At 67.4% G+C, this 25,317-nt stretch carries 21 protein-coding genes and 1 pseudogene; 8 read left to right on the forward strand and 14 right to left on the reverse strand.

Annotation, left to right across the window (positions count from 1 at the left end; translation table 11 throughout):
• Window positions 1-26: 26 nt before the first annotated feature.
• On the reverse strand, window positions 27-545 hold the full coding sequence (locus B7P44_RS04860) for a DUF1993 domain-containing protein (protein WP_084906419.1): 519 nt from the start codon (window positions 543-545) through the stop codon (window positions 27-29).
• 330 nt (window positions 546-875) lie between these two features.
• On the opposite strand from B7P44_RS04860, the gene B7P44_RS04865 reads away from it, so the two are divergent.
• Window positions 876-2,045, forward strand: a complete 1,170-nt coding sequence (locus B7P44_RS04865; RefSeq protein WP_084901320.1) for a GGDEF domain-containing protein — start codon at window positions 876-878, stop codon at window positions 2,043-2,045.
• Window positions 2,046-2,134: 89 nt separating this feature from the next.
• Here the strand turns inward: B7P44_RS04865 and B7P44_RS04870 are convergent, their stop codons facing one another.
• Window positions 2,135-3,718 (reverse strand): isocitrate lyase, encoded by a 1,584-nt coding sequence (locus tag B7P44_RS04870; RefSeq protein WP_084901323.1) that lies wholly within the window; start codon window positions 3,716-3,718, stop codon window positions 2,135-2,137.
• 343 nt (window positions 3,719-4,061) lie between these two features.
• On the opposite strand from B7P44_RS04870, the pseudogene B7P44_RS35895 reads away from it, so the two are divergent.
• Window positions 4,062-4,282: pseudogene (locus B7P44_RS35895) on the forward strand (transposase); the annotation flags it as partial.
• A 107-nt stretch (window positions 4,283-4,389) separates the two neighbouring features.
• On the opposite strand, the gene B7P44_RS04880 reads toward B7P44_RS35895, so the two are convergent.
• From B7P44_RS04880 to B7P44_RS04895, 4 genes are all read right to left on the reverse strand, one after another.
• Window positions 4,390-5,025 (reverse strand): riboflavin synthase, encoded by a 636-nt coding sequence (locus B7P44_RS04880; RefSeq protein ID WP_084901325.1) that lies wholly within the window; start codon window positions 5,023-5,025, stop codon window positions 4,390-4,392.
• Between the two features lie 14 nt (window positions 5,026-5,039).
• Window positions 5,040-6,161, reverse strand: a complete 1,122-nt coding sequence (ribD, locus tag B7P44_RS04885; RefSeq protein ID WP_084901329.1) for a bifunctional diaminohydroxyphosphoribosylaminopyrimidine deaminase/5-amino-6-(5-phosphoribosylamino)uracil reductase RibD — start codon at window positions 6,159-6,161, stop codon at window positions 5,040-5,042.
• 15 nt (window positions 6,162-6,176) lie between these two features.
• Complete coding sequence (gene hemL / locus B7P44_RS04890; RefSeq protein ID WP_084901332.1) at window positions 6,177-7,463, reverse strand: glutamate-1-semialdehyde 2,1-aminomutase; 1,287 nt, start codon at window positions 7,461-7,463, stop codon at window positions 6,177-6,179.
• 154 nt (window positions 7,464-7,617) lie between these two features.
• Window positions 7,618-8,070 carry a hypothetical protein gene (locus B7P44_RS04895; RefSeq protein ID WP_084901334.1) on the reverse strand — a complete coding sequence of 151 codons (453 nt, stop codon included), beginning with the start codon at window positions 8,068-8,070 and terminating at the stop codon, window positions 7,618-7,620.
• A 214-nt stretch (window positions 8,071-8,284) separates the two neighbouring features.
• On the opposite strand from B7P44_RS04895, the gene B7P44_RS04900 reads away from it, so the two are divergent.
• Entirely contained in the window at window positions 8,285-9,502 is a 1,218-nt protein-coding gene (locus B7P44_RS04900; protein WP_084901336.1) for a Bcr/CflA family multidrug efflux MFS transporter, read from the forward strand.
• A 1-nt stretch (window position 9,503) separates the two neighbouring features.
• Here the strand turns inward: B7P44_RS04900 and B7P44_RS04905 are convergent, their stop codons facing one another.
• The 5 genes from B7P44_RS04905 to zwf form a co-directional block, all read right to left on the reverse strand.
• Window positions 9,504-10,181, reverse strand: coding sequence for a hypothetical protein (locus B7P44_RS04905; protein ID WP_084901339.1), 678 nt, complete (start codon window positions 10,179-10,181; stop codon window positions 9,504-9,506).
• A complete protein-coding gene (locus tag B7P44_RS04910; protein ID WP_084901342.1) occupies window positions 10,181-10,825 on the reverse strand; it encodes a hypothetical protein in 645 nt (214 codons plus the stop codon). Before B7P44_RS04910 ends, B7P44_RS04905 begins: the two co-directional genes overlap by 1 nt.
• Window positions 10,826-11,057: 232 nt before the next feature.
• On the reverse strand, window positions 11,058-12,986 hold the full coding sequence (locus B7P44_RS04915) for a bifunctional transcriptional regulator/glucokinase (protein ID WP_084901345.1): 1,929 nt from the start codon (window positions 12,984-12,986) through the stop codon (window positions 11,058-11,060).
• Window positions 12,964-13,644 (reverse strand): 6-phosphogluconolactonase, encoded by a 681-nt coding sequence (gene pgl, locus B7P44_RS04920; RefSeq protein WP_084901347.1) that lies wholly within the window; start codon window positions 13,642-13,644, stop codon window positions 12,964-12,966. The genes B7P44_RS04915 and pgl overlap by 23 nt, the downstream gene beginning before the upstream one ends.
• An 80-nt stretch (window positions 13,645-13,724) precedes the next feature.
• Window positions 13,725-15,194, reverse strand: a complete 1,470-nt coding sequence (gene zwf, locus B7P44_RS04925) for a glucose-6-phosphate dehydrogenase (protein ID WP_084901349.1) — start codon at window positions 15,192-15,194, stop codon at window positions 13,725-13,727.
• A gap of 428 nt (window positions 15,195-15,622) precedes the next feature.
• Here zwf and B7P44_RS04930 point away from each other — a divergent pair, with 428 nt between their 5' ends.
• The 4 genes from B7P44_RS04930 (at window position 15,623) to B7P44_RS04945 (ending at window position 20,070) form a co-directional block, all read left to right on the forward strand.
• Window positions 15,623-16,870 (forward strand): ABC transporter substrate-binding protein, encoded by a 1,248-nt coding sequence (locus B7P44_RS04930; RefSeq protein ID WP_084901351.1) that lies wholly within the window; start codon window positions 15,623-15,625, stop codon window positions 16,868-16,870.
• A gap of 150 nt (window positions 16,871-17,020) precedes the next feature.
• Entirely contained in the window at window positions 17,021-17,956 is a 936-nt protein-coding gene (locus B7P44_RS04935; protein WP_084901353.1) for a carbohydrate ABC transporter permease, read from the forward strand.
• Window positions 17,946-18,803 carry a carbohydrate ABC transporter permease gene (locus B7P44_RS04940; protein WP_088511416.1) on the forward strand — a complete coding sequence of 286 codons (858 nt, stop codon included), beginning with the start codon at window positions 17,946-17,948 and terminating at the stop codon, window positions 18,801-18,803. The genes B7P44_RS04935 and B7P44_RS04940 overlap by 11 nt, the downstream gene beginning before the upstream one ends.
• Before the next feature lie 148 nt (window positions 18,804-18,951).
• On the forward strand, window positions 18,952-20,070 hold the full coding sequence (locus B7P44_RS04945) for an ABC transporter ATP-binding protein (protein ID WP_042583364.1): 1,119 nt from the start codon (window positions 18,952-18,954) through the stop codon (window positions 20,068-20,070).
• A gap of 73 nt (window positions 20,071-20,143) precedes the next feature.
• Here B7P44_RS04945 and B7P44_RS04950 read toward each other — a convergent pair whose 3' ends face one another.
• The 3 genes from B7P44_RS04950 to trxB all read right to left on the reverse strand — a co-directional run bounded on the left by B7P44_RS04950 (window position 20,144) and on the right by trxB (window position 22,621).
• Window positions 20,144-20,767 carry a trimeric intracellular cation channel family protein gene (locus B7P44_RS04950; protein WP_042584535.1) on the reverse strand — a complete coding sequence of 208 codons (624 nt, stop codon included), beginning with the start codon at window positions 20,765-20,767 and terminating at the stop codon, window positions 20,144-20,146.
• The gene (locus tag B7P44_RS04955; RefSeq protein ID WP_084901359.1) at window positions 20,754-21,530 is read right to left on the reverse strand and encodes a Smr/MutS family protein; all 777 of its coding nucleotides are present in this window, start codon (window positions 21,528-21,530) and stop codon (window positions 20,754-20,756) included. The genes B7P44_RS04950 and B7P44_RS04955 overlap by 14 nt, the downstream gene beginning before the upstream one ends.
• Window positions 21,531-21,658: 128 nt before the next feature.
• Window positions 21,659-22,621, reverse strand: a complete 963-nt coding sequence (gene trxB, locus B7P44_RS04960) for a thioredoxin-disulfide reductase (protein ID WP_084901360.1) — start codon at window positions 22,619-22,621, stop codon at window positions 21,659-21,661.
• 355 nt (window positions 22,622-22,976) lie between these two features.
• On the opposite strand from trxB, the gene B7P44_RS04965 reads away from it, so the two are divergent.
• Window positions 22,977-25,286, forward strand: a complete 2,310-nt coding sequence (locus tag B7P44_RS04965; protein WP_084901363.1) for a DNA translocase FtsK — start codon at window positions 22,977-22,979, stop codon at window positions 25,284-25,286.
• Window positions 25,287-25,317 lie beyond the last annotated feature (31 nt).

Genomic DNA, 25,317 nt, shown 5'->3' on the forward strand with positions numbered 1-25,317 from the left:
CCGCCCGGACAGGCGGCCGGGGCGCGTCACATGCGGCCGTCGCGGCCGCCGAGGAAATCGAGCTTGCCGAGTTCGACGCCGCTGTGACGCAGGATGTCATACGCAGTCGTCACGTGGAAGAAGAAGTTGGGCAGCACGAAATTCAGCAGGTACGACTGGCCCGAGAATTCGAGCGGGCCGACGCGCATCTTGAGCACGATCTCGCGCGCTTCCGAGCCGTCGATCTGCGCCGCGTCGAAGCCCTTCAGGTAGTCGATCGTCTTCTGCAGGCGCGCGTGCAGTTCGTCGAACGTCTGCTCGACGTCGGGGTAGCTCGGAATCTCGACGCCCGCGAGCCGCGCAGCGCAGCCCTTCGCGGTGTCGGTCGCGATGTAGACCTGGCGCGCGAGCGGCGCCATGTCCGGAAACAGCCGGGCGCCGATCAGCACCGACGGATCGATCTGCTTTTCGGCCGCGTGCGCCTGGGCTTTGCCGAGGACGTGCTGCAGGTTGGTCAGGCCGCGGATCAGGACAGGCACCGAGGCCTGATACATCGAAATGGACATGGGCGTTTCCTCGAAGGGGACGATCGTGCGCGCGCCGGCGCGCAATGGCGTGGTGCAGCGCAGCGGCGTAACGGCCGCTGCAGCATCATAGCGCGGCGGCATTGCGTGTGCGCGACGTTGGCCGGACGGACAAGGGCCGGCGCGCGCATGGCCGGACGGGCGAGTCGCGACCGGCCGTCCGTACCGGTTAGAATGCGCGCACCACCACCGCCTCGTCGGCGGACAGACCACAACGCCGGGCCGCGTATTGCCCGCGCCAACGGCCATCATGCGCCGGCGGCGGCGCGTGCGCGACGACGTTTGGCGATTTCGATCGGATGCTCCCCGGACATGTCGACTCCCGCCGTTCTGCTGCTCGTCCTGCTGATCAATTGCGTCGTGACGTCGGCGGTGCTGGGCTCGCTGTGGCGCGCCGACGTGCCGGGCGTGCGCCGCTGGCTCGCGTCACAGGCGCTGCTCGCGATGGCGGTCGGTGCGGTGCTCGCCGCGCCGTCTTCGCCGGTGGCCGTCTCGGTCGCCGTCGTGCCGTACGTGTGCGGGACGCTCGCGATCCTGCAGGGCTTCCGGCAGTTCTTCGGCGTGCGGCCCGTGTATCGGGCGGAACTGGCCGCGGCCGCGCTGCTGGTCGTGGCGGTCGTCTGGTGCGCATGGGCCGGAGCGCTGTCGAACCTGCGCGTCGTATTCATATCCGTGATGGCCGTGTACGTCCGCGTCGCGATCGGCTGGCTCGCGTATCGCCGGCGGCCTGCGCACCGTCCGCCGTTTGCCTACGGCTTCGTATGGGTGGTCGCGATTGCCGGCGCGATCGTCCAGTTCGCGCGCGGTGCGGCGTTTGCGCTCGGGCATGGCGACGATGCGACACTGCTGCACCCGACGACGTTGAACGTCGCGTTCGTCGCGCTGGCCGTGTTGAGCCTGTCGTGCCTGTCGATGAGCGTCGTGATGCTGGCGCACGACCGCATCGCGGAACGCCTCGAGCGGCTCGCGACCGTCGACGGCCTGACGGGCGCGCTGATGCGCGGCGCCTTCCTCGAGCAGGCCGAGCAGCGGTGCCGGCGCGCGGCGCGTGCCGGCGCGCCGCAGTCGCTCGTCATCGTCGATCTCGACAACTTCAAGAGCATCAACGATCGCCACGGCCACGCGGCGGGCGACCAGGCGCTCGTGCATTTTGCGGCGGTGATGGCCGAGGGGATCCGGTCTCGCGACCTGTTCGGGCGGCTGGGCGGGGAGGAGTTTGCGGTGCTGTGCCCCGACACGTCCGCGGATGAAGCGGCGCGCGCGATCGATTGCCTGCGCGCATCGCTCGCGGGCGGCGGCGCCGGGCCGACCGGCGGCGTCGTCGGGTTCACGTTCAGCGCGGGCGTCGCCGAGCGCGTGGCCGGCGAGCCGCTGTCGCAGTTGATGGCACGGGCCGATGCCGCACTGTATGCGGCGAAGGCGGCCGGGCGCGACCGCGTGAGCGTCGCCGCGCCGGCGCAGCGCGCCGACGTGGCGGCCTGACTGTTTGATGAGAACGCCGCGAGCTATCTCGCCGGATAAAAAAACGCCAACCTGCAGGGGTTGGCGTTTTGCTTGGGGTATGACCGGTATCAGAACTGGTTCATCGTGTTGTCCTTACCCGCCGCTTTCAGGGCAGCATCGCCGCTGAAATATTCCTTGTGGTCGTCGCCGATGTCCGAGCCGGACATGTTCTGGTGCTTGACGCAGGCGATGCCCTGACGGATTTCCTTGCGCTGCACGCCAGCCACATAACCCAGCATGCCCTGGTCGCCGAAGTATTCCTTGGCCAGGTTGTCGGTCGACAGCGCGGCGGTGTGGTACGTCGGCAGCGTGATCAGATGGTGGAAGATGCCTGCTTCGCGCGACGCGTCGGCCTGGAACGTGCGGATCTTTTCGTCGGCGATCGCCGCCAGTTCGGACTGGTCGTATTCCACGCTCATCAACTGGGCGCGGTCGTATGCCGACACATCCTTGCCCGCGGCCTTCATCGCGTCATACGCCTGCTGGCGGAAATTCAGCGTCCAGTTGAACGACGGGCTGTTGTTGTACACCAGCTTGGCGTTCGGGATGACCTTGCGGATCTCGTTGACCATGCCGCCGATCTGGGCGATATGCGGCTTTTCGGTTTCGATCCACAGCAGGTCGGCGCCATTTTGCAGCGAGGTGATGCAATCCAGCACGCAGCGCGCTTCGCCGGTGCCGGCGCGGAACTGGAACAGGTTGCTGGGCAGGCGCTTGGGACGCAGCAGCTTGCCGTCGCGCTTGATGATGACGTCGCCATTGCCCAGTTGGTCGGCCGACAATTCTTCGCAATCGAGGAAGGCGTTGTATTGGTCGCCCAGGTCGCCCGGCGTGTTGGTCACGGCGATCTGCTTGGTCAGGCCCGCGCCCAGCGAGTCGGTACGGGCCACGATGATGCCGTCGTCCACGCCCAGTTCCAGGAACGCGTAGCGGATCGCGCGAATCTTGGCCAGGAAGTCCTCGTGCGGCACGGTGACCTTGCCGTCCTGGTGGCCGCACTGCTTCTCGTCGGACACCTGGTTTTCGATCTGAATGCAGCATGCGCCCGCTTCGATGAACTGCTTGGCCAGCAGGTAGGTTGCTTCGGCGTTGCCGAAACCCGCGTCGATGTCCGCGATGATCGGCACGACGTGGGTGACGTGGTTGTCGATTTTTTCCTGGATGGCGGCCTTGGCAGCAGCGTCCTTGGCGGCATCCAGCTCGCGGAACAGGCCGCCCAGTTCACGGGCGTCGGCCTGGCGCAGGAAGGTGTACAGCTCGCGGATCAGCGCGCTGACGGAGGTTTTTTCGTGCATCGACTGGTCCGGCAGCGGGCCGAACTCGGAGCGCAGCGCGGCCACCATCCAGCCGGACAGGTAAAGGTAGCGGCGCTCGGTGCTGTTGAAGTGCTTCTTGATGGAGATCATCTTCTGCTGGCCGATGAAGCCGTGCCAGCAGCCCAGCGACTGGGTGTACTTGGACGGGTCGGCATCGTAGGCGGCCATGTCGGCGCGCATGATCTTGGCGGTGTACTTGGCGATGTCCAGGCCCGTCTTGAACTTGTTCTGGGCACGCATGCGGGCGGCGTACTCGGGATTGATGGCATCCCATGCGCTGCCGTGCGTCTCTTTCAAGCCAGCAACTGCCTTGATGTCGTCCTGATATTGGGCCATGTGAATCTCCTAGGAAGAAAGCGCGTTCGAAAAAATGGTGGGGTGTACCGCTACGTAAGTCGAAGCGAACTGCATGACTAAATAGTAACGCCGCCTGACGCGTTTTGAAGATGTCTTATATAAGACACAAGACTTAATTTGTGCTTATTTTTCAATGAGATGCGCCGATGTTTTTGCAATGCAAAACATGTTTTCAAGCGGCGGGAAAATGATGCTGAGGGATCTCGAAGTGAGTCCCGCAATGTGAAACGCGCTTTCGGCTGTTGGAGGCAGGACGAGCACGGAAGGCTCGTGCAACGATAGCTGGGGGGATTTTGTAGACGTTTGTTTCGGCGTCGAGACGCTGACCGAGCCGGAACGTCGCCGCCGCACGGCACAAAAAGGAATCGCCGGGGCCCGGCGCATCGGTATCAGCGGTCGCCCGCAGGTACGGCGTGAACGCGAACGAGGTGTTCGGCTGGCGTAAGTAATAGCAGGGAAGGTCGCCGGACAGCGGTCAAGGCGGGCGAATCGGCCGTGCCCGCATCCAACACTGGCGCGGCAGGCCGCCGGGTTGACCGTATATTTGGCGAGGAAAATGACGGTATGCGGTCAAGCATACCGTCACGTAACACGGGCTGAAGCTGGATGCTCCGAGATGGCCCGATTCGGCCGATTGGTTGAAAGTCGCGTTATTTCAACGGCTTATGGTCGTCCTGCGAGGTCGACAGCATCCGCTCGACATAGCGCGCAATCATGTCGATTTCGAGATTCACCTGGCTGCCCGCCTTCAGGTGACGCAGCGTCGTGACCTCGACCGTATGCGGAATCAGGTTGATCGAAAACTCGCAGCCGTCCGCGCGGTCCGCAACCGAGTTCACGGTCAGGCTCACGCCGTTCACCGTGATCGAACCCTTGTACGCGAGATAGCGGCCGAGCTGGCGCGGCGCGACGATGCGCAACTCGTGCGACTCGCCGACCGGCGCAAAGTGCGACACCGTGCCGAGCCCGTCCACGTGGCCCGACACGATGTGCCCGCCGAGCCGGTCGTGCGCGCGCAGCGCCTTCTCGAGATTGACGTCGCCCGGCTCCGCAAGGCCGACCGTGAGGTTCAGGCTTTCGCGCGACACTTCGACGTCGAACGCATCGGCGGTCTTCTCGATCACCGTCATGCACGCGCCCTGGATCGCGATGCTGTCGCCGAGCGCGACGTCGGCGAGATCGAGCCCACCGGCTTTCACGGTCAGGCGCACGCCCGCGTCCGGCGATGCGCCCAGCGGCTTGATCGATTCAATGCGGCCGACGGCCGCGACAATTCCGGTAAACATCGTGACGATTCCGTTCAGTGAGAGGCGATGAGCGGCGCGAAGCGCGCCAGGATCCGCAGATCGTCGCCGATCCGCTCGATGCCGTGAAACATGAGCCGCGCGCGCGCATCGAGGCTCGCGGGGGCGGCGAGATCGAACATGCCGGCCGCGTCGGCGCCGAGCAGGCTCGGCGCGAGGTAGACCAGCAGTTCGTCGACGCAGTGCTCGCGCAGCAGCGAGCCGTTCAGCTTGTGGCCCGCCTCGACGTGCAGTTCGTTGATGCCGCGCGCGCCGAGCGCCGTCAGCATGCCCGGCAGGTCGACCTTGCCGTGCGCGTTCGGCAGCGGCACGATTTCCGCGCCGCGCGCTTTCAGCGCCGCCGCGCGCGCAACGCCCGCGGCGTCGAGCCGGCCGCAGAAGATCAAGAGCGGCGCGCCTTCGAGCAGGCGCGCGTCGAGCGGCAGCTCGAGGCGGCTGTCGACCAGCACGCGCCGCGGCTGGCGCGGCGTGTCGATGCCGCGCACCGTCAGCTGCGGGTTGTCCTCGCGCACGGTGCCGATGCCGGTGAGGATCGCGCACGCGCGCGCGCGCCATGCGTGGCCGTCGAGCCGCGCGGCGTCGCCGGTGATCCACTGGCTTTCGCCGGACGGCAGCGCGGTGCGGCCGTCGAGCGACGCGGCGGTCTTCATCCGCACCCACGGGCGGCCGCGCGTCATCCGCGACACGAAGCCGATATTGAGTTCGCCCGCTTCATGCGCGAGCAGCCCGCAGCGCACGTCGATGCCCGCGTCGCGCAGCATCCCGAGGCCGCGCCCCGACACCTGCGGATTCGGGTCTTCCATGGCCGCGACGACCTTCGCGACGCGCGCGTCGATCAGCGCGTTCGCGCACGGCGGCGTGCGGCCGAAGTGGCTGCACGGCTCGAGCGTCACGTAGACGGTCGAGCCCGCGACGTCGTGGCCGCGCGAACGCGCGTCCTTCAGCGCCTGCACTTCCGCGTGATCCTGGCCGGCCGGCTGCGTGAAGCCTTCGCCGATCACGTCGCCGTCCTTGACGATCACGCAGCCGACGCGCGGGTTCGGCGTCGTCGTGTACATGCCGCGCGCCGCGAGCGCGAGCGCGCGCTGCATGTGGGCGAAATCGGTATCCGAGAACATCCGCGCGGCCCCGGGTTACGCGGCGGCCAGCGCGGCGAACGCGCGGCGCGCGGCGGCGAGCGTCGCGTCGATCACCGCGTCGTCGTGCGTGCTCGACACGAAGCCGGCTTCGTACGCGGACGGCGCGAAATAGACGCCCTCGTCGAGCATCAGGTGGAAGAAGCGGTTGAAGCGCTCGACGTTGCTCTGCGTGACTTCGGCGAAGCTCGCCGGCACGCGCTCGGCGAAGTACAGGCCGAACATCGCGCCGATCGAATCGGCCGCGAACGGCACGCCGGCCGCGCGCGCTTCGGCGGCGAGGCCGTCGGCGAGGCGCTTCGTCTGCGCGGTGAGCGCATCGTAGAAGCCGGGCGCCTGGATCAGCTGCAGCGTCTTCAGGCCCGCGGCGACCGCGATCGGGTTGCCCGACAGCGTGCCGGCCTGGTAGACGCCGCCGAGCGGCGCGAGGTGGGCCATGATGTCGCGGCGGCCGCCGAACGCGGCGGCCGGCATCCCGCCGCCGATCACCTTGCCGAGGCAGGTCAGGTCGGCCGTGATGCCGTAGTACGCCTGCGCGCCGCCGAGCGCGACGCGGAAGCCGCACATCACTTCGTCGAAGATCAGCACCGCGCCGTGCTTCGTGCACAGCGCGCGCAGCGCGTTGAGGAACTCCGGCGTGCCGCGCACGAGGTTCATGTTGCCGGCGACCGGCTCGACGATCACCGCGGCGATTTCGTCGCCGAACGCGGCGAACGCTTCCTCGAGCTTGGCGACGTTGTTGTATTCGAGCACGGTCGTGTGCTTCGCGATGTCGGCGGGCACGCCCGCCGACGTCGGGTTGCCGAACGTCAGCAGGCCCGAGCCGGCCTTCACGAGCAGGCTGTCCGCGTGGCCGTGGTAGCAGCCCTCGAACTTGACGATGCGGCTGCGGCCCGTGAAGCCGCGCGCGAGGCGCAGCGCGCTCATCGTCGCCTCGGTGCCGCTCGACACCATCCGCACCTGCTCGATCGACGGCACGAGCTTGCAGATTTCCTCGGCGATCTCGATCTCGGCTTCGGTCGGCGCGCCGAACGAGAAGCCGTCGGCGAGCACCTTCTGCACGGCCGCGAGCACTTCCGGATGGACGTGGCCGACGATCATCGGGCCCCACGAGCCGATGTAGTCGATGTACTGCTTGCCGTCGGCGTCCCAGAAGTACGGGCCTTGCGCGCGCGACACGAAGCGCGGCGTGCCGCCGACCGAACGGAACGCGCGGACCGGCGAGTTGACGCCGCCGGGAATGGTTTGCTGCGCGCGTTCGAAGAGGATCTGATTGTTGGACATGAGCGAAACCTGCGAGAGAACGGCGCGGGCGGGCCTGTGCACGGGCCGCGGCGCCTGGGCGGAACGATCGTCCGATTGTACCGGAGACGCGCGCGGCGAGCCTGCGGGCGGGATGCGGCCATTCGGCGCGTGGGGATTTGGAGCGAGGCCGGCGCTAGCGCGGCGGCTTGCGCTTGCCGGTCAGCTCGGCCCAGCGCTTCTCGAGCGGGCCTTCGACCATCGGCTTGATCGACGTGCCGGAGGTCTGCGCGTCCCAGGTCTGCACCGAGTACGGGTGCACGCGCAGCGCGTCGCGCGGGATCACGACTTCCTGGTGGGCGTCGACGAGCCAGTCGTAGACGAAGTCGATGCACAGGCGGTAGCCGCGCTTGGTCGACGGATCGGGCACCTCGTACGGCGCGCGCGTCACGTAGCCGGAGCCGAACACGCCCTTGGGCTCCTTCGCGACCCGGTGCAGGAACACGCGGTCGCCCGGCAGGATGCCGCGCGCGAAGCCGCAGCCCCACGCGTCGTGCACGGCCTCGCCGGCCTTCACGCGCGCGGCGACGTCGGGCAGCTCGGGCCACGGCCATTTCTTGGGGCTCCAGATCAGCAGAAAAGCGGTCATCGGTTCGGTCGGGACGGGGATTTGTCAGACAAGGGAAGCAAGCTTAATTCAATCGGCGCACGGCGGCGCGCCGCGCGCGCCGGTTGGCGCCGAATCAGGTAGCCTGAAAAAGTTGCGCGTACAATCATGGACTTGGCGGCGCCGGATCCGGCTGCCGCGCTCCCGTCTTCACCGCCGCGCGCCCCGATGCGCGTCGGCTCCTTTGCGGATTTCCATGTCTCACGTCGTCCGTCGCCGGCCCGATGCCCGGCTGATCCTGTTGCTTGGCGCGCTTGCCGCCTGTGGGCCGATCGCCACCGACATGTACCTGCCGAGCCTGCCGTCGATCGCGCAAGGCTTCTCCGTCAGCCCCGGCGCCGCGCAGCGCACGCTGACGAGCTTCATGGCCGGCTTCTCGATCGGCATGCTGCTGTACGGCCCGATGTCCGACACCTGGGGCCGGCGCCCGGTGCTGCTCGGCGGCATCGCGCTATTTACGCTCGCGAGCGTCGGCTGCTTCGTGGCCGGCTCGATCGACATGCTGATCGTCGTGCGCTTCCTGCAGGCGCTCGGCGCAGGCGCGGCATCGGTGCTCGCGCGGGCGATCGCGCGCGACGCGCACGAGCCGGGCGACGCGGCGAAGGTGCTGTCGATGGTCGCGATCGTCACCGCGGTCGGGCCGCTCCTCGCACCGCTCATCGGTGGCCAGATCCTGCGCTTCGCCGGCTGGCGCGGCGTGTTCGTTGTGCTTGCGGCGGTCGGCGCGCTGTGCGCGGCGACCGCATACCTGCGCGTGCCCGAGACCTGGCCGAAGGAGCGGCGCAAGAGCACGGCGGTGCTCGCGTCGTTCGCGTCTTACGGACGCATCCTGTCCGACCCGGTCGCGTGGGGGCACATGCTGTGCGGCGGGATGGCGTTCGCGTCGATGTTCTCGTACATCACGGCCACGCCGTTCGTCTATATCGAGTACTTCCACGTGTCGCCGCAGCATTACGGGCTGCTGTTCGGCCTGAACGTGGTCGGCATCATGATCGGCAACTTCGCGAACACGCGGCTCGTCGGCCGGGTCGGCTCGCTGCGGATCATCGCGGCGGCGTCGCTCGTCAGCTGCATCGCGTCGCTCGCGGTCGCGCTCGTCGCGCTGACGGGGTGGGGCGGGCTGTGGTCGATCGTGGTGTGCCTGTTCTTCGTCGTCGGCGTGGTCGGGATCCTGTCGGCGAACTGCACGACCGACCTGATGCATCGCTATCCGCACAACGCGGGCGCGTCGGCGGCCGTGTTCGGCGCGATGCAGCTTGCGCTCGGCGCGCTCGCGAGCGTCGCGATCGGCGCGTTGGCGGACGGCACGCCGTTCGCGATGGGCGTCACGATCGGCGTGACCGGCGTGCTGTGCTTCGTCGGGCGAACCCTGTTGCTGCACTGGCACGGGCAGCCGGCGAGGGCGGGGGCTTGAGTTATAGCAGCCCTGCAAAGCTGGGCTCCGTCACGCGCGAGCAGGTGAAATTTGCTCGCTGCGCCTCGATCTCGAGTGCCGCGATGAGTGCCTGCTTGAAAGCCGGTGTCAACGACAGAATGCCGACCACGTCGCCGTCGACGCCGGGGCGCATAACGCCGACGACTCCGCTTGCAAGCAGCGCCGGTGCGTGCTGAGTCCAGGCGTCGCCGATCAGCGCGAACAATGTGTCGCGTGTCAGGGGCGGTGGGGTGGCATTGCGCTCCGATAGCACCACCACCTGTGCTTGCCATTCCCACGAAAAGCCCGGCGCATCGAACAATTGTATTGCCGTGTCAGGGGGGCAGGTCGTGATAAGCGAGATTGCCGACTGCCGATTCAGCGTGGCCTTGAAGCGATCGGCAAGGCTGCTGAAGGGCAGTTGTCGTCGTTGATCGTCCGTGGCACGCGGATCCGTATTCGATTCAGCGCTTGCGGATACGGGAAAGGAGAGCTTCGCGATCGAAGCGAGCGCTCGTCCGAGCAGTCGGCGGACGTCAGTCGGGACACCGCTGTCGACTGAATGCGGCTCGACGTGCCAGCCGATGAGCGCGATGTCTCCGGTCGGTGGAGGGAGCGGACCGAGCTGCCATTGCCGACTGATCGGCGTGTCGCAGATGAAAATTGCCGCTGTATTCATCACAATCGCGCTTGAGGAAGCGGGGAAAAGGTCGCGTCGGACCAATCAAAGACCGCACCGCCGAGCACGCTGCCGATTTGATAGCCGATGTATCCACCGACCACACATCCGGCAAGTCCACCTGCTGCGACACCAAACGGTGCGGCCGGTGTACCGGCCAACGCGCCGGCCGCACCCGTGGCCTTGCAGCCTGCCCAAGACAATGCCAGTCCCGTCACGACTTCCGACGCGCGTCGGATCGGGCGGCTTGCGACGACAATCGATACGACGTCGATGGACACGTCGACAATGGCCAGCACGCGTCCTGCGTGACGGAAATACTTGGCCGATCGGTAGACCGTCGCGCCTCCTTGCCCGACAGGCGTATGGTCAGCAATACCGAACCTTTCATGGGTGCCCCGTTGATTCCAATGATAGTCGACCGTTTTCGTCTGGACGTTATAACCATAGTCGAGACGCAGATGTTTGCGGCCCGATATGTCCTGGAAGAATAGCGTCGACGTCGAACCGTTTTTCGGGATCGCGCCGCACGGCCTGAGTTTGATGCCGAGGCGCGGCGTGCCCGGAATCGGAATCCGGACCACACCCGCGATACCGATCGAATAGGGGATGCTTCCCGAGGTAGGGGTGCTTGGGTCTGACATGACGACTTCCTTCGACGATGCGGAGTGGATGAAATCCCCGCACGGTTGAGCACATGCGAACCGCAGTCTATCGAGTCGGGGAGTCGCTCGGATACAGGACTCGTCTGAAAATCGTAGCCATGTTCGCGTGTATTTTGCGTGACGTCTTGCCCACCATGTAAAACACCCCGAACACCGGATCAGTATCTAGTGTTCGGGGTGTCGTTCGCCCCGGGAATGTTCTACCGAAGCGTCAGTCCCTCGCGGTGTCCCGCGCCGCCGGCGACGCGCCGTGGCTCAGCCAGTCGAGCACGTCGGCGGTCTCGTCGTCGTTCGCGCGCGCCTTCGCCTGCGCGACGGCCTCGGACAGCTCCGCGTTGGGCGCCGCGCGGCGGATCGCGACGCCGACCGCGAGGATGTCGATCATCAGCAGATGCAGGATCCGCGAGATCATCGACAGCTGCGATTCGCGCATCTCGATGTGATCGGTCTCGAGCGCGACGGTCGCGCGCTTCGCGAGCGGCGTGTTGCTCGACGTGATCGCGATCACCTTCGCGCCGGCCTGCATCGCGACTTCCAGCACGCGCAGCAGCTCCGGCGCGCGGCCCGACTTCGACACCGCGACGATCACGTCGCCCTTGCCGAGCAGCGCGGCCGACGCGGCCTGCATGTAGAGGTCGCCGTACGCGATGGTCGGGATCCCGAAGCGGAAGAACTTGTAGTGCGCGTCCTGCGCGACGATGTTCGAATTGCCGAGCCCGTAGAACTCGATGCGCCGCGCGCCGTTCAGGATCTCGATCGCGTTCTCGACGTGCTCGAAGTTCAGGTGCTCGCGCAGCTGCAGGATCGACGACACGGTGTTGTCGAGCACCTTCGCGCCGAAGTCGGTCGCGGTGTCGCCGAGATGCACCTGGCTGTGGCTCATCGGGATCGTGCCGGTGAGGCCCGTCGCGAGCTTCAGCTTGAAGTCGGACAGCCCCTGGCAGCCGAGCGAGCGGCAGAAGCGAATCACCGTCGGCTGGCTCACGTCGGCCTTGCGCGCGATGTCGACGATCGGGTCGTTGATGATCGAGCGCGGATGGTTCAGCGCGAGATCGGCGACGCGGCGCTCGGCCGGCGTGAGCGCGTCGCGCATCTGGCGGATCCGTTCGAACACGGCCGACGACGCGCCGCCCGAGCGGTTCGACAGCTGTTCCGCGAGGATCGCCGATACGCCGAGGAACGCCGGATATTCGGCAGTGATCAGGTAGGTCGGGATGTTCTGGAGATAGGCCTCGAAACGGCCCTTCGCCTCGAAGCGCGCGCGGAACGGCGAGCGCGTGAACAGCTCGCCGAGCTTCAGCGCGACCCCGCCGCCGATGTAGACGCCGCCGAGCGAGCCGAGCGTCACCGCGATGTTGCCGGCGAACGTGCCGAGGATCGAGCAGAAGCACTCGACCGTCTCGAGCGCGAGCGCGTCGCCCGCATGCGCGCGCTCGACGATCTCGGCCGTATCGACGCTCGCCGCGACGCGCTTCTTGTCGCGCGCGGCGAGCGCGCGATAGACGATCTCGATGCCGGGCCCCGCGCACACGCGTTCGAACGACACGTGCGGAAACTTCTTGCGCGCGTACTGCAGCACGAGATCCTCGCGCTCGTCCTGCGGCGCGAACGACGCATGGCCGCCCTCGCTGCCGAGCGCGATCCAGCGGTCGTCGGCCGGAATCAGCCCGGACACGCCGAGCCCGGTGCCGGGGCCGAGCAGCCCGATCACGCCGTTCTGGCGGCGCGCGCCGCCGCCGATCTGCACGCGCTGCGCGTCGGTCAGGCCCGGCAGCGCCATCGCGAGCGCGGTGAAGTCGTTGACGACGAGCAGCGTGTCGAAGCCGAGCGCGCGGCGCGTCGCCTCGATCGAGAAGCTCCAGTCGTGGTTGGTCATCGTGACCTGGTCGCCGTCGACCGGGTTCGCGATCGCGATCGCCGCGTGGTTCACGCGGGCGATCTTCACGTCCTTCAGGTATTTGCGGATTGCGTCAGTGAGCGTCGGATACTCGGCGCCCGGGTAGACGCGAATCTGCGTGATCTCGCCAGGGCCGGTTTCCAGCGCGAAGCGCGCGTTGGTGCCGCCGACGTCCGCGAGCAGGCGCGGGCCGTCGGCATGCTGGCCCGCGGCGGCAACTTTACTTTGCGCACCAGTAGACATCGAGCTTTGCCCCCTTGTCGTTGGCCAGTTGCGAAATGGCGTTCTTCTGCGGCGACGAGGCGGCGGCCTCGAGCACCTCGCGTTTGCGGCTGCCCGCGATCAGCAGGAACAGCCGGTCGATGCGCTTGAGCGCATCGAGCGAAAAGCTCACGCGCGCATGCGGCGCGGCGCCGGGATGCACGGCGACGAAGCGTTCGGCGGTCGTGATCGCGTGGTCCCATTCGGGCGCGTCGGCGAAGATCGACGCGGTGTGGCCGTCCTCGCCCATGCCGAGCACCGCGACGTCGGGCAGGCGGTGCGCCGGGTTCGCGTTCAGCGCGGCGACGTGCGCGTCGAGCGCGGCGCCGGTGTCGACGAGCGGCAGGAACGCGGCGGGCGCGGCCGCATGCTGCAGCAGCGTGTCGCGCACGAGGCGCGCGTTGCTCGCGGCATCGTCTTCCGGCACCCAGCGGTCGTCGACCAGCGTGACGTCGACGCGGGTCCAGTCGAGCGCCGCGTGCGACAGCGTCTGCAGGAACGGGCGCGGGCTGGTGCCGCCGGACACCGCGAGCGTCGCGCGCGCGGGGCGGGCGAGCGCCGCGCGCAGCGCGTCGCCGACGGCCTGCGCGAGCGCGTCGCTTTGCGCTTCCTGGGTGTCGAAAGCGTGAATCTCGATCACATCTCCTCCGGACTGCTGTTGTCTATTGAATAGTGTGGGGGCGACGGCGGGCGCCGCGTGCGCAGCGCCCGCCGCTTGCATCAGTTTTCTTCTTCGAGCCAGCAGGTGCCGTGCTGCGCGAGCATCGCGCTCGCCGCGGCCGGCCCCCACGTGCCGGCCGCATACGGCTTCGGCGGCTTCAGCGAGCGCGCCCATTCGTTCAGGATCGGCTCGACCCAGCGCCACGCGGCTTCCTGCTCGTCGCGGCGCACGAAGAGGGCGAGGCGGCCATTGATCACGTCGAGCAGCAGGCGCTGGTACGCCTCCATCTGGCCTTCCTTGAAGAACTGGTCGAACGCGAGGTCGAGGTGCACGCTCGCGAGGTTCATCCCTTCGCCGGGCTGCTTCGCGAGGCAGTACAGGCGGATCGTCTCGTTCGGCTGCAGGCGGATCACGAGGCGGTTCGCGCCGGGGCGCAGCGCGGAGGCCCCAAGCGCCGAGTGCGGCACCGGACGGAAGTTGACGACGATCTCCGCGACGCGGTCGGCGAGCCGCTTGCCGGTGCGCAGGAAGAACGGCACGCCGGCCCAGCGCCAGTTCTCGATCTCCACCTTCAGCGCGACGAAGGTCTCGGTCGGGCTGTCGGGCTTCACGCCCGGCTCGGTTGCGTAGGCCGGCACCTGCGCGCCCTTGATCACGCCCGCGTGATACTGGCCGCGCACCGCGACCTTGCCGATGTCGCGCGGATCGACCGGTTTCAGCGCACGCAGCACGCGCAGCTTCTCGTCGCGCACCGAATCGGAATCCATCGAGTGCGGCGGCTCCATCGCGACGATCGACAGCAGCTGCAGCAGGTGGTTCTGCACCATGTCGCGCAGCGCGCCGGTGTTGTCGTAGAAATCGCCGCGCGCCTCCACGCCGAGCTCCTCGGCGATCGTGATCTGGATGCTCTCGACCCATTCGCGGCGCCACAGCGGCTCGAACAGCGCATTGCCGAAGCGCAGCGCGAGCAGGTTCTGCACCGGCTCTTTCCCGAGGTAATGGTCGATCCGGTAGATCTGGTCTTCCGCGAAGATCTCGCCGACCGCGTCGTTGATCGCGTTCGACGAGCGCAGGTCGTAGCCGAGCGGCTTCTCGAGCACGATGCGCGCGCCCTGGTTCAGGCCGACCGACGCGAGCGCCTTGCAGATCGGCTCGAACAGCGACGGGCCCGTCGCGAGATAGAACACCCGGGTGCCGGGCAACTGGTCGACCGTGTCGCGCAACACTGCGTAATCTTCCGCGCGGCCGAGATCGAGCTTCACATACACGATTCGCTCGACGAAGCTTTTCCAGGCGGCTTCGTCGAACGCACCGCGCGATGCCTTCGCCGCATGCGGCTTCACGTGCTCCTCGACCCACTCGAGATACTCGGCGAGATCGGCCGAGTGACGCGCGACCGCGACGATCCGGCCGCTCTGCGCCAGCATGTTCGCGCGGTGTGCCTCGAACAGCGCCGGGAGGATCTTGCGCATCGACAGGTCGCCGGTGCCGCCGAAAAGTACGAAGGTAAAGCTGGAATCGGTATGCATGTGTCTCCGCCCGGGTTGGGGTGCTGTGAAGCGATCCGTAGTGCGATAAAAATATTTTTGACACTGAATTGTAGTTTAACTACAATCCGCCGCAAGGGGTAGCACCCGGACGAAGAAAAAATGAAGCGCGGTCGATGCAACGGCGCGTCCTTCGTCACGGGGAATGCCATGTGCCGAATGTTATCGGACATTGATGACGCGCATCGTGCGCACGTCGTCGGCCCCGGGCTCGCGCCGCGTCGCGGCGGGCCAGAAACACAAGAGGAGACACGCCGTTGAATCTCAAGTCACGCTTTCTGTAAGAGCCCGGCCGGCCATCGGCCCCGTACGCGCACTGCGTCTCGCGGCTCGATTTCCCAGTCGTCACCAAGAAGCCGGTTCCCGCGGAGGGGACCTCACGAGTTGATTCAGTCTGGAGGAGATAAGTAATGAAAGTTCGCGCGATCATGGGCGCGCTGTGCGCCGCAGGCCTGATGGCCGGCGCCGCGGCGGCGCAGGCGGCCGAGAATGTGACGGTGCTGCACTGGTGGACCTCGGGCGGCGAATCGAAGGCCGTCGGCGTGCTGAAGGACGACCTGCAGAAGCAGGGCTACGTCTGGAAGGACTTCGCGGTCGCGGGCGGCGCGGGCGCAGCGGCAATGACCGCGCTGAAGACCAAGGTGATCAGCGGCGACGCGCCGTCGGCCGCGCAGATCAAGGGCCCGCTGATCCAGGACTGGGCCGACCAGGGCGTGCTCGTCAACATCGACCAGGCAACCGGCGACTGGAAGCAGAACCTGCCGCCTGAAATCGACAAGATCATGAAGTACAAGGGCCACACCGTCGGCGCGCCGTTCTCGGTGCACCGCGTGAACTGGCTCTATATCAACAAGGCCGCGCTCGACAAGGTCGGCGCGAAGGTGCCGGCCACCTGGCCCGAATTCTTCGCGGTCGCCGACAAGCTGAAAGCCGCGGGCATCCAGCCGGTCGCGATGGGCGGCCAGCCGTGGCAGGACCTGACGCTGTGGGAAGACGTCGTGCTGTCGCAGGGCCCGGCGTTCTACAAGAAGGCGCTCGTCGATCTCGACCAGGCGACGCTGAGCTCGCCGCAGATGCTCGACGTGTTCAACACCGTGCGCAAGATCCAGGGCTACTTCGACAGCGGCCGCAACGGCCGCGACTGGAACCTCGCGACCGCGATGGTCATCAACGGCAAGGCCGGCATGCAGTTCATGGGCGACTGGGCGAAGGGCGAGTTCGAGAGCGCGGGCAAGAAGGCGGGCAAGGACTACGTCTGCGCGCCGGTGCCGGGCACCGCGAATTCGTACACGTTCAACGTCGATTCGTTCGTGTTCTTCCAGCAGAAGGGCCAGAGCGCCGCGACGCCGGGCCAGCTCGCGCTCGCGAAGACGATCATGACGCCGGACTTCCAGGAGCAGTTCAGCCTGCTGAAGGGCTCGGTGCCGGTGCGCCTCGGCGTGAAGATGGACAAGTTCGACGACTGCGCGAAGAAGTCGTACGCCGACGAGCAGACCGCGATCAAGTCTGGCGGCTTCGTGCCGTCGCTCGCGCACGGGATGGCGCAGGGCGACGCGACCGCCGGCGCGATCACCGACGTCGTGACGAAGTTCATGAACTCGCAGCAGGATTCGAAGAGCGCGGTCGCCGCGCTCGCGAAAGCCGCGAAGGTGAAGTAACGCACGCGACGAACGCCCGGCCCGACCCGTTTCATCCGCCGGGCGTTCTTGCATGCGCAGCAAACGGGCCCGCCCGCCGGGCCCGCGCCGCACCCGACGCCGCCCCGGTCTGGCCGGCCGGCGTCACTCTCGTTCCAGGAGTCGAATCAAGTGGCTGCCCCTCTTAGCGGAAACGGATCCGGCGCTGCCGTCAGGCGCACGTCGCCGATGTCGGCCTTCGCCGACCGCTGGATTCCGAAGCTGGTGCTCGCGCCCAGCGTGGCGATCGCCGTGGTGTTCATCTACGGCTTCATCCTGATTACCGGCTATCTGTCGCTGACCCGGTCGCGGCTGTTGCCGAACTACGAGTTCGACGGCTTCGGCCGCTACTCGGACCTGTTCCAGAACGACGTGTGGTGGACCTCCGCCGCGAACCTCGGCTGGTTCGGCATTCCGTTCATCGCGATCTGCGTGTCGCTCGGCCTGTTCCTCGCGATCCTGCTCGACCAGAAGATCCGCAACGAAGGCGCGCTGCGCGCGATCTTCCTGTATCCGATGGCGCTGTCGTTCATCGTGACCGGCACCGCGTGGCAATGGATCCTGAACCCGGGCCTCGGCCTCGAGAAGGTGATGCACGACTGGGGCTGGACGAGCTTCTCGTTCGACTGGCTCGGCGATCCGGACAAGGCGATCTTCTGCGTCGTGATCGCGGCCGTGTGGCAATCGACGGGCTTCGTGATGGCGCTGTTCCTCGCGGGCCTGCGCGGCGTCGACAGCGAGATCTTCAAGGCCGCGCAGGTCGACGGCGCGACGCTGCCGACGATCTACCGCAAGATCGTGATCCCGAGCATGCGCCCGGTGTTCTTCTCGGTGCTGCTGATCCTCTGCCACATCACGATCAAGACCTTCGACCTCGTCGTCGCGCTGACGGCGGGCGGGCCGGGCACGTCGTCGTCGCTGCCGGCGATGTTCATGTACACGTTTTCGTTCAACCGCGGCCAGCTCGGGCTCGGCGCCGCATCGTCGGTGATGATGCTCGCGACCGTGGTCGCGGTGCTGGTGCCGCTGATGTACCTGGAATCGAGGAGCACCCGCAATGCAGCCTAAGATGACCATCAGCCGCGCGGTCATTTACGCGGCCCTGATCCTGTTCGCGCTGTACTTCCTGTTCCCGATCTACGTGATGCTGTCGACGTCGTTCAAGGATCTCGACCAGCTGCGCACCGGCAACCTGCTGACGCCGCCGTCGCACTGGACCCTCGATCCGTGGGTGAAGGCGTGGAGCGGCGCGTGCACCGGCGTGCGTTGCGACGGCATGAAGCCGTTCTTCCTGAATTCGCTGCAGATGGTGATCCCGGCCGTGCTGATCTCGTCGCTGATCGGCGCGTTCAACGGCTACGTGCTCACGCACTGGCGCTTTCGCGGCGCGGACGCGCTGTTCACGATGCTGCTGGTCGGCTGCTTCATCCCGTTCCAGGTGATCCTGCTGCCGATGGCGCGCCTGCAGGGGATGCTGGGCCTCGCCAACACGATTCCCGGCCTCGTGTTCGTGCACGTCGTGTACGGGATCGCGTTCACGACGATGTTCTTCCGCAACTTCTACGTGAGCGTGCCGGCCGAGCTCGTGAAGGCCGCGCGCATCGACGGCGCGGGCTTCTTCACGATCTTCACGAAAATCCTGCTGCCGGTGTCGCTGCCGATCTTCATGGTGTGCCTGATCTGGCAGTTCACGCAGATCTGGAACGACTTCCTGTTCGGGATCGTGTTCTCCGGCGTCGACTCGATGCCGATCACGGTCGCGCTGAACAACCTCGTCAACACGTCGACGGGCGTGAAGGAATACAACGTCGACATGGCGGGCGCGATCATCGCCGCGCTGCCGACGCTGCTCGTCTACGTGATCGCCGGCCGCTACTTCGTGCGCGGCCTGACGGCGGGCGCGGTGAAGGGCTGAGCATGACGATGTACGCGCCGCGCGATCGACGCGCGGTGCATCGAAACGATATCGACGCGGCGCGATGAACGCACCGAGCGTTGCATGGGCCCGGAGTAAGCGCTGAAGCGCCAACTCCGGCCGACACATGAGACAGAGGATTCACAGCATGGCAAGCCTTTCCATCCGTGACGTGTACAAGACTTACCCGAACGGGGTGCCGGTCCTGAAGGGTGTCGACATCGACATCGAGGACGGTCAGTTCCTGATTCTCGTCGGCGGCTCGGGCTGCGGGAAATCGACGCTGCTCAACATGATCGCCGGGCTCGAGACGGTCACGAGCGGCGAGATCCGGATCGACGGCAAGGTCGTCAACGACCTGTCGCCGAAGGACCGCGACATCGCGATGGTGTTCCAGTCGTACGCGCTGTATCCGTCGATGACGGTGCGCGAGAACATCTCGTTCGGCCTGAACATCCGCAAGGTGCCGAAGAGCGAGCAGCAGCAGATCGTCGATCGCGTATCGCAGATGCTGCAGATCCAGCACCTGCTCGACCGCAAGCCGGGCCAGCTGTCCGGCGGCCAGCGCCAGCGCGTCGCGATGGGCCGCGCGCTCGCGCGCGATCCCGCGCTGTTCCTGTTCGACGAGCCGTTGTCGAACCTCGACGCGAAGCTGCGCATCGAGATGCGCGCGGAGATCAAGCTGCTGCACCAGCGCCTCGGCACGACGATCGTCTACGTCACGCACGACCAGATCGAGGCGATGACGCTCGGCGACCGTATCGCGGTGATGAAGGACGGCGTCGTCCAGCAGTTCGGCGCGCCGCAGGACATCTACGATTCGCCGTCGAACCTGTTCGTCGCGGGCTTCATCGGCGCGCCGCCGATGAACTTCATCAACGGCCGGCTCGTGGAGCAGGGCAGCGGCGTCGCGCTGGAGATCGACACGGGCGTCGCGCGCGGTGCGCTGAACCTGCCGTTCGATGCGGGCAAGCTGAAGGCACACGTCGGCCGCGAGGTGATCCTCGGCCTGCGCCCGGAGCGCATCACCGACGTGCGCCACGCGCACAACGGCGACGCGTCGCACCTGCAGCCGCTCGACGTGCGAGTCGACGTGACCGAGCCGACCGGCCCGGACACGCACGTGTTCGCGCAGGTGAACGGCAAGCGCATCGTGAGCCGCGTGCACCCGGCCGCGAACCCGCAGCCGGAGCAGACGCTGTCGCTGCTGTTCGACGTGTCGAAGGCGGTGCTGTTCGATCCGGCGTCGGAGGAGCGAATCGCGTAACGCGGGCGCGCCGCGCCGGATACGACAAGGGGCCGTTTCGACGGCCCCTTTGCTTGTCGGAGCTCGGTGCCGCTCAGTGCGGCAGCCGGACGTCGAACTTGAACGTGACGAGCCGTGCGACGAGGATGAAGCCGGTCGCCGTCAGCACGCTGTAGACCGAATCGACGTCCAGCCACATGAGCAGCAGGTAGAACCAGCAGCCGACGAACGCGCAGGTCGCGTACGGCCGCGAGTCGCGCAGGATCAGCGGGATGTCGTTGCACAGCACGTCGCGGATGATGCCGCCGACGACGCCGGTGATCACGCCCATCATCACCGCGATGAAGCGCGGCATCTCGGCGTCGAGCGCAATCGACGTGCCGGACACGCTGAAGATGCCGAGGCCGACCGCGTCGGCGACGAGCAGCGTCCGTTCGGCCGACAGCCGCGACAGCATCCGCAGCACGAACGGCGCGCACAGCGACAGCGCGAAGATCACCAGCACGTAGTCGTCGTGCACGACCCAGTAGAACGGCCGGCGTTCGAGCAGGATGTCGCGCAGCGTGCCGCCGCCGAACGCCGTCGCGAGCGCGACGACGAACGTGCCGACCGAGTCGAGCCGGTTCTTGCGCGCTTCGATGAAACCGGAGATCGCGAACGCGAGCGTCGCGATCGCTTCGAGTACCGTGATCGCGAGCGTCAGCCTAGGATGCGGCACGCGGCCCCCGCTCGCCGGGCGCGGTCAACGGCTGCAGCAGCACGAGCACCGCGCCCGCGCCGCCGTCGTGGCCGCGCGCCTCGCAGAATGCGATCACTTCCTCCTTCTGCACGAGCCACGCGCGCACCTTGCCCTTCAGCACCGGCTCCTTGCCGACCGAGCCGAGGCCCTTGCCGTGGATCACGCGCAGGCAGCGCAGTCCCTTCTTGCCGGACTCGCGGATGAACTCGGCGAGCGCGTCGCGCGCCTCGTCGCGGCGCATCCCGTGCAGGTCGATCTGCGCCTGGACGATCCACGCGCCGCTGCGCAGCTTGCGCACGACGTCGCGGCTCACGCCGGGGCGGTGGTAATAGAGCGACTCGTCGCTGTCGAGCAGCGTCTCGGGATCGAACTCGTCGGACAGCGTCGCGTTGAGCACCGCTTCCTCGTCGCGCTGCGTCTGCTTCGGCACGGGCGCGGGCGGCTCGCGGCCGGATGCGGCGCGGGGCGGCGCGCTGAGCGGCCGGATCGCGCCGATCTCGTTGCGGAACAGGTTCGCGTCGGCTTCGGCCTGGCGCGCGGCTTTCGCGGTTTCGACGCGATCGCGCTCGCGGCGCTCGGCTTCGCCCTTGAGCGCCGTGCGCAGCGCGCCGAGGCCGGCAAGGCCCTGGCCGCGCAGCGCGGCGGGTTCGGGCGCCGGCGGCGCGGCCGGGGCGGGTTGCTGGGGGCGGGCGGCGGCCTGCCGCTTCGCGGGATCGCTCGGATGGGGTTGATTCTTCGCCATGATTCACACACGCAAGGCAAACGCGCGCGGGCGCGCGGGCATGAAAAAAGCCGCTGCGTCGGCAGCGGCTTTTCGGCCAGGCGTGCGTCGCGGCAGCGGACGCCATTGTAGCGCCCGGCGCGCGCGGCTTACTTGTGGTCGTGCAGGCTTTCGAGGTAGCGCTGCGCGTCGAGCGCGGCCATGCAGCCGGTGCCCGCGCTGGTGATCGCCTGGCGGTACACGTTGTCCTGCACGTCGCCCGCAGCGAACACGCCCGGCACGCTCGTCGCGGTCGCGTTGCCGTGCAGGCCGCTCTGCGTCAGGATGTAGCCGTCCTTCATCTCGAGCTGGCCCTGGAAGATGTCCGTGTTCGGCTTGTGGCCGATCGCGACGAACACGCCCTGCACCTGGATGTCTTCCGTCGCGCCGGTCTGCACGTTCTTCAGGCGCAGGCCCGTCACGCCCGAATCCTCGCCCGTCACTTCGTCGAGCACGTGGTTCCACTTGATCTCGACCTTGCCTTCCTTTTCCTTCTCGAGCAGGCGGTCGACGAGGATCGGCTCCGCGCGGAACTTGTCGCGGCGGTGGATCACGGTGACCTTGTTCGCGATGCCGGTCAGGTACAGCGCTTCCTCGACCGCGGTGTTGCCGCCGCCGATGACCGCAACGTTCTGGCCGCGATAGAAGAAGCCGTCGCAGGTCGCGCAGGCCGACACGCCCTTGCCCATGAAGGCTTCCTCGGACGGCAGGCCGAGGTACTGCGCCGATGCGCCGGTCGCGATGATCAGCGCGTCGCACGTATATTCGCCGGCGTCGCCGATCAGGCGGATCGGCTTCTCGTGCAGCTTCGTCGTGTGGATGTGATCGAACAGGATCTCGGTGTTGAAGCGCTCGGCGTGCTCGAGGAAGCGCTGCATCAGCTCGGGACCCTGTACGCCCTTCGCGTCCGCCGGCCAGTTTTCGACGTCGGTCGTGGTCATCAGCTGGCCGCCCTGTGCGATGCCGGTGATCAGCACCGGGGACAGGTTGGCGCGCGCCGCGTAGACGGCAGCCGTGTAGCCGGCGGGGCCGGAACCGAGAATCAGGACTTTGGCGTGTTTGGGCGTGGACATGTGCGAAATCCGTAAAAGGTGGCCGCGGCGGGCGGGGTGAGCGCGCCGGACGGTCGGGGTTGACCGGGATGCCACCGTAGATGGGTATCAGACGCGCATTATAAAGGTCCTGTTGCTGCGCTGCCGAACGAGAGTTTCAATCGCGGCGATAGCGTTCGGCGGGGCGGGCAGGACGAGAGGAGGGCGCCCGTGCTCGGGCGGCCCCACCTGCGCGGCCCGACCTAGGCGGCCCCACCTCGCCGGCCGCGTGTAACCGTCATTTACACTTGGCGGCGCGGCGCAGCGTTTACAATAAGCGGGGTCGAACGATCGGCGGGCGCGCGGCGTGCGTGGCCCGCCTTCTCTATACGGATTCATGGCAAAAGCTCCTTATTCCGCTCAGGCACAGGCGTTGCCGCACCGGATGTCGAAGCTCCTCACGGAGATCCGCTGGATTCTCCAGGTCGCGCTGTGCGCATTTCTGGTGATGGCCCTGCTGAGCTACAGCCGGCGCGATCCGAGCTGGACGCACGCGGCCCAGGTCGATCACATCACCAACTGGGCGGGCCGCGTCGGCGCGTGGACGGCCGACATCGTCCTGCTGCTGTTCGGCCTGTCGGCCTACTGGCTGATCGTGCCGCTCGGGCGCCGCATCAACGCCACCTATCGCCGCATCACTCGCCACGAAGCGCTGCCCGACGAGCCGGAGCGCCCGGTCGGCTGGCTGACCGAGGGGTTCGCGTTCGTGCTCGTGCTGCTCGCGTGCGACGGCATCGAGGCGCTGCGGATGTGGTCGCTGAAGGTGCAGCTGCCGCGCGCGCCGGGCGGCGTCGTCGGCGAGGCGGTCGCGGGCGCGATGTCGCACGCGTTCGGCTTCACGGGCGGCACGCTCTTGCTGCTGGTCGCGCTCGCGGTCGGCCTGTCGCTGTATTTCCGCTTTTCCTGGTTGTCGGTCGCCGAGCGCGTCGGCGGCGCGATCCTGTCCGCCGTCAACGTCGCGAAGCTGCGCCGCGAGGCCGAGCGCGACCGCAAGCTCGGCGAGGCCGCGGCCGTGCGCCGCGAAGGCAAGGTCGAGGAAGAGCGCGTGCGCATCGAGGATCACGAGCCGGTGACGATCGTGCCGCCGGTCGTCACGCCGGTGAAGTCCGAGCGCGTCGAGAAGGAGCGCCAGGTGCCGCTCTTCACCGACCTGCCGGGCGATTCGACGCTGCCGCCGGTCTCGCTGCTCGACCCGGCGCCGAAGGCACAGGAGGCGATCTCCGCCGACACGCTCGAATTCACGTCGCGGCTGATCGAGAAGAAGCTGAAGGATTTCGGCGTCGAGGCGAGCGTCGTCGCCGCGTATCCGGGCCCGGTCGTCACGCGCTACGAGATCGAGCCGGCGACCGGCGTGAAGGGCAGCCAGATCGTGAACCTCGCGAAGGATCTCGCGCGCTCGCTGTCGCTCGTGTCGATCCGCGTCGTCGAGACGATTCCCGGCAAGAACTACATGGCGCTCGAGCTGCCGAACCAGCGCCGCCAGACGGTGCACCTGTCGGAGATCATCGGCTCCGAGGTGTACGCGGCCGCATCGTCGGCGCTCACGCTCAGCCTCGGCAAGGACATCGGCGGCAAGCCGGTGTGCGCCGATCTCGCGAAGATGCCGCACCTGCTGGTGGCCGGCACGACCGGCTCGGGCAAGTCGGTCGGGATCAACGCGATGATCCTGTCGCTGCTTTACAAGGCGACCGCCGACCAGGTGCGCTTGATCCTGATCGATCCGAAGATGCTCGAAATGAGCGTCTACGAAGGCATTCCGCATCTGCTGTGCCCGGTCGTCACCGACATGCGCCAGGCGGGCCACGCGCTCAACTGGACGGTCGCCGAGATGGAGCGGCGCTACAAGCTGATGAGCAAGCTCGGCGTGCGCAACCTCGCCGGCTACAACAACAAGATCGACGAGGCCGCGAAGCGCGAGGAGAAGCTCCCGAATCCGTTCAGCCTGACGCCGGAAGATCCGGAGCCGCTCGGCCGGCTGCCGAACATCGTCGTGGTGATCGACGAGCTCGCCGACCTGATGATGGTCGTCGGCAAGAAGGTCGAGGAGCTGATCGCGCGGATCGCGCAGAAGGCGCGCGCGGCCGGCATCCACCTGATCCTCGCGACGCAGCGTCCGTCGGTCGACGTGATCACCGGCCTCATCAAGGCCAACGTGCCGACGCGGATCGCGTTCCAGGTGTCGTCCAAGATCGACTCGCGCACGATCCTCGACCAGATGGGCGCCGAATCGCTGCTCGGGATGGGCGACATGCTGTACCTGCCGCCCGGCACCGGGCTGCCGGTGCGGGTGCACGGCGCGTTCGTCGCCGACGACGAGGTGCACCGCGTCGTCGATAAGCTCAAGGAGCAGGGCGAGCCGAACTATGTCGAGGGCCTGCTCGAGGGCGGCACCGTCGACGGCGACGAGGGCTCGGCCGGCGCGGGAACCGGCGAAGGCGGCGGCGAGTCTGATCCGCTGTACGACCAGGCGGTCGAGATCGTCATCAAGAACCGCCGCGCGTCGATCTCGCTCGTGCAGCGCCATCTGCGGATCGGCTACAACCGCGCGGCGCGGCTGCTCGAGCAGATGGAACAGTCGGGGCTCGTGTCGGCGATGTCGTCGAGCGGCAACCGCGAAATTCTTGTGCCGGCGCGCGACGCGGAATGAGTCCGCGGCGCACGCAGGCCACCCAGGGAGA

The sequence above is a fragment of the Burkholderia ubonensis subsp. mesacidophila genome, assembly GCF_002097715.1.
Taxonomy (GTDB): Bacteria; Pseudomonadota; Gammaproteobacteria; order Burkholderiales; family Burkholderiaceae; genus Burkholderia; species Burkholderia mesacidophila.

Bases quoted from the DNA above. Each gene is read 5' to 3' on its own strand.
- B7P44_RS04865 (WP_084901320.1), top strand. From the start codon at position 876: ATGTCGACTCCCGCCGTTCTGCTGCTCGTCCTGCTGATCAATTGCGTC.
- B7P44_RS04955 (WP_084901359.1), bottom strand. From the start codon at position 21,530: ATGGCGAAGAATCAACCCCATCCGAGCGATCCCGCGAAGCGGCAGGCC.
- ribD (WP_084901329.1), bottom strand. From the start codon at position 6,161: ATGTTCTCGGATACCGATTTCGCCCACATGCAGCGCGCGCTCGCGCTC.
- B7P44_RS04930 (WP_084901351.1), top strand. From the start codon at position 15,623: ATGAAAGTTCGCGCGATCATGGGCGCGCTGTGCGCCGCAGGCCTGATG.
- B7P44_RS04895 (WP_084901334.1), bottom strand. From the start codon at position 8,070: ATGACCGCTTTTCTGCTGATCTGGAGCCCCAAGAAATGGCCGTGGCCC.
- B7P44_RS04870 (WP_084901323.1), bottom strand. From the start codon at position 3,718: ATGGCCCAATATCAGGACGACATCAAGGCAGTTGCTGGCTTGAAAGAG.
- trxB (WP_084901360.1), bottom strand. From the start codon at position 22,621: ATGTCCACGCCCAAACACGCCAAAGTCCTGATTCTCGGTTCCGGCCCC.
- B7P44_RS04900 (WP_084901336.1), top strand. From the start codon at position 8,285: ATGTCTCACGTCGTCCGTCGCCGGCCCGATGCCCGGCTGATCCTGTTG.
- zwf (WP_084901349.1), bottom strand. From the start codon at position 15,194: ATGCATACCGATTCCAGCTTTACCTTCGTACTTTTCGGCGGCACCGGC.
- B7P44_RS04880 (WP_084901325.1), bottom strand. From the start codon at position 5,025: ATGTTTACCGGAATTGTCGCGGCCGTCGGCCGCATTGAATCGATCAAG.
- B7P44_RS04915 (WP_084901345.1), bottom strand. From the start codon at position 12,986: ATGTCTACTGGTGCGCAAAGTAAAGTTGCCGCCGCGGGCCAGCATGCC.
- B7P44_RS04965 (WP_084901363.1), top strand. From the start codon at position 22,977: ATGGCAAAAGCTCCTTATTCCGCTCAGGCACAGGCGTTGCCGCACCGG.
- B7P44_RS04945 (WP_042583364.1), top strand. From the start codon at position 18,952: ATGGCAAGCCTTTCCATCCGTGACGTGTACAAGACTTACCCGAACGGG.
- B7P44_RS04910 (WP_084901342.1), bottom strand. From the start codon at position 10,825: ATGTCAGACCCAAGCACCCCTACCTCGGGAAGCATCCCCTATTCGATC.
- B7P44_RS04905 (WP_084901339.1), bottom strand. From the start codon at position 10,181: ATGAATACAGCGGCAATTTTCATCTGCGACACGCCGATCAGTCGGCAA.
- hemL (WP_084901332.1), bottom strand. From the start codon at position 7,463: ATGTCCAACAATCAGATCCTCTTCGAACGCGCGCAGCAAACCATTCCC.
- B7P44_RS04940 (WP_088511416.1), top strand. From the start codon at position 17,946: ATGCAGCCTAAGATGACCATCAGCCGCGCGGTCATTTACGCGGCCCTG.
- B7P44_RS04860 (WP_084906419.1), bottom strand. From the start codon at position 545: ATGTCCATTTCGATGTATCAGGCCTCGGTGCCTGTCCTGATCCGCGGC.